This is a genomic window from Streptomyces sp. RG80 (assembly GCF_040446465.1).
Taxonomy (GTDB): Bacteria; Actinomycetota; Actinomycetes; order Streptomycetales; family Streptomycetaceae; genus Streptomyces.
Map to the genome: position 1 here is coordinate 1 of NZ_JBEAAJ010000029.1, position 6499 is coordinate 6499.

6 protein-coding genes and 2 pseudogenes are annotated in these 6499 nt (G+C 66.8%); 4 read left to right on the plus strand and 4 right to left on the minus strand.

Annotated elements, in window-relative coordinates:
• Window positions 1-363: pseudogene (locus ABKA17_RS47720) on the minus strand (hypothetical protein); the annotation flags it as partial.
• A gap of 110 nt (window positions 364-473) precedes the next feature.
• Here ABKA17_RS47720 and ABKA17_RS47725 point away from each other — a divergent pair.
• The 3 genes from ABKA17_RS47725 (at window position 474) to ABKA17_RS47735 (ending at window position 2065) form a co-directional block, all read left to right on the plus strand.
• Window positions 474-788, plus strand: a complete 315-nt coding sequence (locus ABKA17_RS47725; protein ID WP_353698762.1) for a hypothetical protein — start codon at window positions 474-476, stop codon at window positions 786-788.
• Between the two features lie 101 nt (window positions 789-889).
• A complete protein-coding gene (locus ABKA17_RS48065) occupies window positions 890-1213 on the plus strand; it encodes a hypothetical protein (protein WP_502994558.1) in 324 nt (107 codons plus the stop codon).
• Between the two features lie 372 nt (window positions 1214-1585).
• Window positions 1586-2065, plus strand: a complete 480-nt coding sequence (locus tag ABKA17_RS47735) for a hypothetical protein (protein WP_353698763.1) — start codon at window positions 1586-1588, stop codon at window positions 2063-2065.
• Between the two features lie 653 nt (window positions 2066-2718).
• On the opposite strand, the gene ABKA17_RS47740 is transcribed toward ABKA17_RS47735, so the two are convergent.
• Window positions 2719-3675 carry a hypothetical protein gene (locus tag ABKA17_RS47740; RefSeq protein ID WP_353698764.1) on the minus strand — a complete coding sequence of 319 codons (957 nt, stop codon included), beginning with the start codon at window positions 3673-3675 and terminating at the stop codon, window positions 2719-2721.
• A gap of 548 nt (window positions 3676-4223) precedes the next feature.
• The gene (locus ABKA17_RS47745) at window positions 4224-5111 is read right to left on the minus strand and encodes a GNAT family N-acetyltransferase (protein ID WP_353698765.1); all 888 of its coding nucleotides are present in this window, start codon (window positions 5109-5111) and stop codon (window positions 4224-4226) included.
• A gap of 403 nt (window positions 5112-5514) precedes the next feature.
• On the opposite strand from ABKA17_RS47745, the gene ABKA17_RS47750 reads away from it, so the two are divergent.
• Window positions 5515-5697: a hypothetical protein gene (locus ABKA17_RS47750; RefSeq protein WP_353698766.1), complete on the plus strand. Its 183-nt coding sequence runs from the start codon at window positions 5515-5517 to the stop codon at window positions 5695-5697.
• A gap of 26 nt (window positions 5698-5723) precedes the next feature.
• Here ABKA17_RS47750 and ABKA17_RS47755 read toward each other — a convergent pair.
• Window positions 5724-6096, minus strand: a pseudogene (locus ABKA17_RS47755) (transposase); the annotation flags it as partial.
• Between the last annotated feature and the right edge of the window lie 403 nt (window positions 6097-6499).

Genomic DNA, 6499 nt, shown 5'->3' on the forward strand with positions numbered 1-6499 from the left:
ACTCTGCTCCGCAGGCGGCTCAAGGCGCTGCAGTACCGGCACTGCATCCTCGACGGATTCTTCGCCGAGACGGGCCTCGCTTTCGACAGACCGGACGGACCCTAATACGCCGAAGTCAGTAATGCCGCACTCGACCGCATGGCGCTCGCGGTAGTCGACCGGGTCGAACTTCGGCGGCCGACCGCCGCGGGAGCCGCGCTGCTTGCGGTGACGCGGCCGGCCGGCCTTGTCCCGGATGGTGCAGTGGATGCCTCGTCTACGCAGGTAGGTCCGGCGGTGGTATCGCTCGGCTTGCAGGATGCGCACGATGCCGACCGCCGCGGCGACGAGAACGGCGCGCGAGATCTTCGACGCTGTGGGCAAGGGAGTCTCCTGGTGTGGAAGGGAGCGGGGCGCCCGGCCCGGCTGTCCCTGCCCACGCGCCAGGGGTTTCCGCGAGGCGGGTCATCGCGCGGAATGGCTTCGCGGAGTCTGTGGACGTACTTCTTCACGACGCTCTCGCCGCCGGCGTAGCCGCGCTCGCGGAGTTCCTCGAACAGGTGACGCGCGACGGTGCTGCCCTCGGTCCACCTCTGGTGCAGGTAGGGCTTGTAGGGGTCGAGGATGCTGGTGCGGCCCGTCCACTGTCCGATCAGGAGTTCGTCCGCGGTGGCCGCGTGGGCGAGGCGGCGGACGGTGTTGCGCGCCAGGCCGAGCCGACGGGCGATCGGCCGCAGCCCGATGCCTTCGTCGAGCAGGGCATGGACGGCCGCGTGTTGCTCGCGCACTCGATCGGACAGGCGGCCTGACTGTCGTGGCCCGCCTGGGCAACGCGGCTCAAGCTCCGTGGCGTCCAGGGGCGCCGCGGTGCGGATCGGGGCGTTTGCTCGGGCTCGCGTAGCAGGGCCCGGTGCTGGATGACCGTCTTCTCGACGGCTTCAACGAGGTTCTTCCAGATGTGCCAGCGGTCGGCGACATGGATTGCGTGCGGGGCGCCGATCCGTCCGGCCTAGGTGTAGGCGACGGAGCGGTCGCGGCAGATCACCTCGATGCCCGGATGGTGGACCAGCCACTGGGACACCGTCGATCTGGCCCGGTCGGGCAGCAGTTCGACCGGTTGGTGCGTCTCGATGTCGATCAGGATCGTGCCGTAGTTGTGCCCCTTGCGCAGAGCGAACTCATCGATTCAGAGGACCCGCGACGTGTGTGCCTGGGGTTCCGGCAGGCGGCGTAACAGCCGCAGCAGCGTCGACCGGCTCGCCCGGACTGCGAGCGTGTGTGCCGGCCGGGAGCCGGCACGGCCCGCCAGCACCACTACCAGTTCGCTCAGGCACTGTCTGCAGAGCGGCACTTCGTCTGCCGTGCCGGAACGTCAGCCCGTCGACCTGCTCGGCGAACGTCGCCTGCGGACATGCGCGCCCTGGGATTTATGGCGGCGAGGGCCTTCCGGCGGCACCTCCGAGATATTACGTCGAAACGGATATCCTGCCGACTGCGCCAGGATCCAAACGGCCCGCCAGTGGACGATTGATATTCGGGGCCAGGGGCGAAGTCTGGTATACGGGGCATTATAAGGATGGATTCGTGCAACTTCGAGGGGCGAACTGTGGATGCTGAATCGTCGAAGCCTCCGAGGCTGTGGGTCGACATGGTCGCTGAACTGCCGCAACTGAAGTCAAGGCCGTTCCTCGTAGAGGATTCGGAATTGGTCGCGCGATTGGTTGCAGAGCTTGGATTTCGCGTGATCCAGGTCCACCTTCCGCTGGGAATAGAGAATGCGGAAGAGGCCGTACTGGTGCAATTGACCGCGGAGCTTGGATTCTCGGATCTGGGGGCCGGGAGCTGGGCAGCCTTCGAAGATCGCCTATGGGATCTCCTTACGGCGGAAGGCGAGCCGCCGGTCGCCATCTTCCTGGAAGGGCTTGATCGACTGCCGTCCTCTGACCTTCATGGCTTCGTAAGGATCGTGCACAACCTCTTGTCTATGACGGAGGGGGTCGGGCTGGCTGACTCATCGGCGGACCTGCAAGTCGAGTATTTCTTTGTCGGCACATGGAGTGCTCGTGATGTTCGTGCGAGCAAATAGACGGGGCTGGCGCCTGTCTTGTTGAGGTCGTTATGCCGTCACCTGACGGCAGTAGTTGACGGCAGTAGTTGACGGCAGTAGTTGACGGCAGCGGCGGCGGCGGACGCCAGGGCGTCCGCCGCCGCTGCCGTACGTGTGTCAGGGGCAGTTGAGGGCGTGGTCGAGGATGTCGATAGCGTCCGTCTGGTGGAGATGGGTGTGCCCGTGGACGCGGCAGCCCAGCCAAGATAGGCACCCGTCCAGGTCCACGCCGAACCCCCTGCGCCCGCTCGTACAGGTTGTGTCGGCGACGCTTGAAAGTGAACCAGTCCCGGCACCTGAGTTCGCCACTGGTTCACTTTTTCAGCCCTTGCCGACGCCCGCACTCACCTATGCCCGGGTTTCGGCCGCTCCTGCCACCGAGCCCCCGGCGCACGGGTCTTGCTGGGCGGCTTGGGGGACGCAGGAAGCGCGGCACCTGAATTCCGGGCGCGAGTCGGCGAGTGCGGGCCGATCAGGTCCAGATCTACGTCGCCTTCGACGAGCCGCCGGCTCTTCGGCCTCGTCCACAGAACGCCTGAGGCACAGCCGCTGGAAGAGGGCGCGGACCAGGGCGATCGCTCCTGCTGCAGCGCAGCCGCCGAAGAACTCGGCGGCTGCGTCCTCCCACAGCCTCATGACTCCTGCTTCCGTCCGGAAAGCCACAGGCCATTGCTCTGCTCGCGCCGCCGCTCCTGCTCTTTGATCAGCCGTAGCACCTTGCGGCGCACCTGGTCACCGACGGCCTGGGGGTTGCCGACCAGACTGACCATGGCGGCCTCGGTCCAGGTCGTCGCTTCGCCCGCAGCGCGGGCGAGCACGAGACGTCGCTCCAGTGGCGTGAGAGACCGCAGCAGGGCCCCGATTCGTTGATCGTCGATCGCCCAGTGGGCGAGGTCCAGATGGGGGCTTGCCTGTGCCGCCAAGAGGTCGAGTAGGCAGTAGCCGTCTCCCAGGTCGGCGTCGAGCGACAGAACCCGACCGTGCCGCGTACGCCGTCGCCACAGGGGTGTCGACTGCCGGTGAAAGGTGCGGGCCTCGGCGCGCAGCACGCTGATGGCCTGAGGGGTGAGCTCCTGCTGATGCGTCAGTGGGTCGGGCCAGTTGCCGAGGAGCGCGGTGTAGACGGCTTCGCTCCACTGCGGGCTCTGCGGTAAGTGCAGTACACGTGAGGTGACGTCCTGAATCCACCAAGGCCGATCTTCCAGGATGCCCTCGCGAGCGTTCAGTAGCCGGATCAGATCTGGCGCGCCCTTTTCGGTCGCACCGTGGGGCGGTTCGACGGCGTCGAAGCTGTAGACCGTGCGTCCATCAACGGCATATCGCTTGACGTTCGTCACGAGGTGTTCTGGGCGGAGGGCGAACAGGGAAGCGTCGGCATCGTTTACCGTCAGCCGCAGCGTGCCGTCCGCTTCAGCGCTGACGGGCAGGAACCTGGTTGGCGCTGTATCAGTGCGGAGCCCGACGCGCTTTGCGTCGATGCGGCCGCGGCCTCCGCGGACGTAGGCGGTCTCTGTATACCAGCGCTGTATCAATGACAGCTGGTCGCAAAGCTGATCCCACCACTCTCGCTCGGGGTCAGTGAGTCCCACAGGTGTTGCCCTTTCTGATTGAACGGGAGCTTCACTATTCGGTCCCGAGAGAGGGGCCGAGCGGCAAAGAATCTTGGGCGACGCCCTGTGATCTGCAGCACACCCGCTGTTCGGCCTGGTCAGGCAGCCATGCGCCTCAACGCCGAGTGGCTGGACAAAGTTGAGGCGCGCGGGCCAGCTTCGGCTCAACCCCTGACGGGTGGAACTGGTCGGCGGGACACCATACGGCCTGCCATGTGACGTGTTGGCGAGGGTGGTGTAGCGAGGGCGTGCCGGATGGCCGTGTGCAGCGTGGTGGTGCGGCCGGTGTACGAGAGCTGGTCGTGTGCGTCGTAGCGTTCCAACAGCGCGGTGGTGGGTGCCTGGAGGCTGCCGGTGACCTCGCCGACGAGGGCCTCCGTGGTCTGCGGGCCTGCTGGCGAAGAGGCCGCATTCGATCGATGAACTATTCGCGCAGCGGTCCGTGGCAGATGGTGCGTAAGGCCCGTCGTATCGCTGATGCGGGAGCGGCGGGCGAGCCTTCCTGGGCTGTTGTCCAGGGGAGCTGGTCATCCGGCCTTTGGTGCGCCGTAGGAGAACCTGTATCCGGCGAAGTCGGCGAGATGGACGTAGCCGATGCGCTGGTAGAGGGCGTTGCTTGTGGGGTTGTCCGGGTCTGTGAACAGGACGACGTCCCTCGCCCCTGCGGTCTGTGCGGCCTTGCTCGCCGCGGCCGTCACGGCTGCGGCGTAGCCGCGGCCGCGGAGGCGGGCCGGGGTGTAGACGGGATCCACCCGGACCATGCCGCCGATGACCGAGGTCGAGGCCGCCATCGAGACGGGGATGCCCTCTCGGGTCTCCCAGAACATGAAGTGCCTGTCGCCGAAACGCGAGTCGTCCCAGGAGCCGGCGTCGATCAAGTCGATGGAACTCTGCTCCCCGACGTCGACGCAGAACTCACGGCACCAGCGCACGACTTGGGCACGGTCCTGACGGCCCGTGAGGCGGCCCTGGCCCTCCGGGCGCGGCTGCGGCGGGGTGAGCGTGCCGAGACGGTAGAGATGCGTCTTCCAGAAAAGTGCCGGCGCCGCGCCCGTGTGTTTGTGCCATGACTCGGAGAAGGCGCCGGCGGTGTCGTGCTCCGCGATGACATGGGCGGGTGAGTGACCCAGGCTGGCCAGGTGTGCAGCGAGGGTGTCGGTCTGCGCGGCAGAGAGTGGAGTGAGGCCCAGACGTCCGAGGGGGGTGAGATAGAAGATCGCGCGAACCTCACCCTGTGACTCTAGTCGGCCGAAAATGGCGGCTTCGTCGTCGGACTGGGCCGCCCTGTGTGCCCGCAGCTTCTCGATGTCCGTCAGCGGCGTGTTATGCAGGGCAGCGCGCGAGCGCAGGAAGTGCCCAGCTCGGGCAAGGAAGGTGTCGACGTCCTGGGTGAGGTGCCAGTCATCCGGATGCATGTCTCATGTTCCCGGACGACCTCGACCCGGGGCCGCTCCTGCAACTGCTTTCAGTCACGTCCCGTCCTATGGTTTGGTGCGGGACGAGACGTGGCCAGGCAGTCGGACCGGTTCTCGCTGGCGATGGCTGCGACGCGTTCTGCGGTTCTCGGCTGGATGCCGATCAGGTCGGAGAGCATGACGGGTGGCAGGTCGGCGAGCGCTTGCATGATGGCCGTGTTCCGGGCTGCGCGGGCGGGCAGGCTGTAGCGCTTGAGTTTGGCGGACAGTCCCGCAGGGTTGCGGGGCGCCCCCCGGGGCGGGGTGCCCCTGTGGGTTTGGTCGAGCGCGAGGATTGATACTGGGCTGTGGGCGTCTGTGTGGGGGATCGATGGCTACGTGGGCAGAGCTCGGGTGGGGTCTGGTGTTCGGTGCCGCCATGTTGGTGGTGGCGTTTAACTATCGTGATGCGGCGTGGCGGATCCATGGCTTCATGTCGAACACAGTGGGGGTCAATCGGTTCCTCACGCCGACGATGGTCAGGTTCGTTTGTGGTGTTCTGGCCACCGCTTCGCTGGTCAGCGCCGTGTTCGGTCTGCCCGTCTGAGTGACTGGTGAGGATCGGCTGAATGTTCATGTCCCGGTGGCCGGCTGGGGTTCGTAGAAGGTGCCGTCGCGGAGCATCGCGAAGGGACGCCGGCTCTGCGTCGGGCGAGGCAGAGCAGGGCCTGGGTGTGGTGCTTGCCCTGGGCGATCTTCTGGTTGTAGTAGGCCCGCGATGCCGGGTCGCTCAGGGTGGCGACCGCCGAGAGGAAGGTGCCCGTTTGAGCTGTTTGTTTCCTCGCCGGGAGGGCTGTTCGCCACGGATCGAGGAGATCGAGTTCCGGGTTGCCGGGGCGAGACCCGCATAGGCTGAGAGGTGGCCCGCGGTCGGGAAGGTGCTGTCGACGCCGACCTCGATCAGGATGCGGGCTCCGGTCCTGACGCCGACTCCTGGCATCGACGAGGACTTCCGGCTCGGACGAGCCGGTACTCGAGTCCTTCATCAGCGGCCTGTCGATGCCTGCGGACCCGGTGAGTGACACCACGCCCCAGATCAAGAGCAGGAGGGGGAAGTCATGCCAGGCCCGAAGGGCGGAGACCCCGTTGCGGAGCCACGAAAACGGTAACGGGTGGCGGGGAAGTGTTCACCCCCCGATGGCCGGTGCTCCGCGGGTGCGGGGGCCGGCCATCGGGGTGGGCGTCAGCTGGTGGCGCCGGTGTGCAGGGCCTTCGCGTGCAGGGTCTTCCAGAGCCTGCCGGCGCCCGGCATCACGCAGAAGGCGAGCAGCGCGATGGACGCCAGGGTGAAGGGGAGCGGGCGGGCCCGCTTGTTCCGGGTCGCGAACCGGTCGGCGACGGTCGGGGAG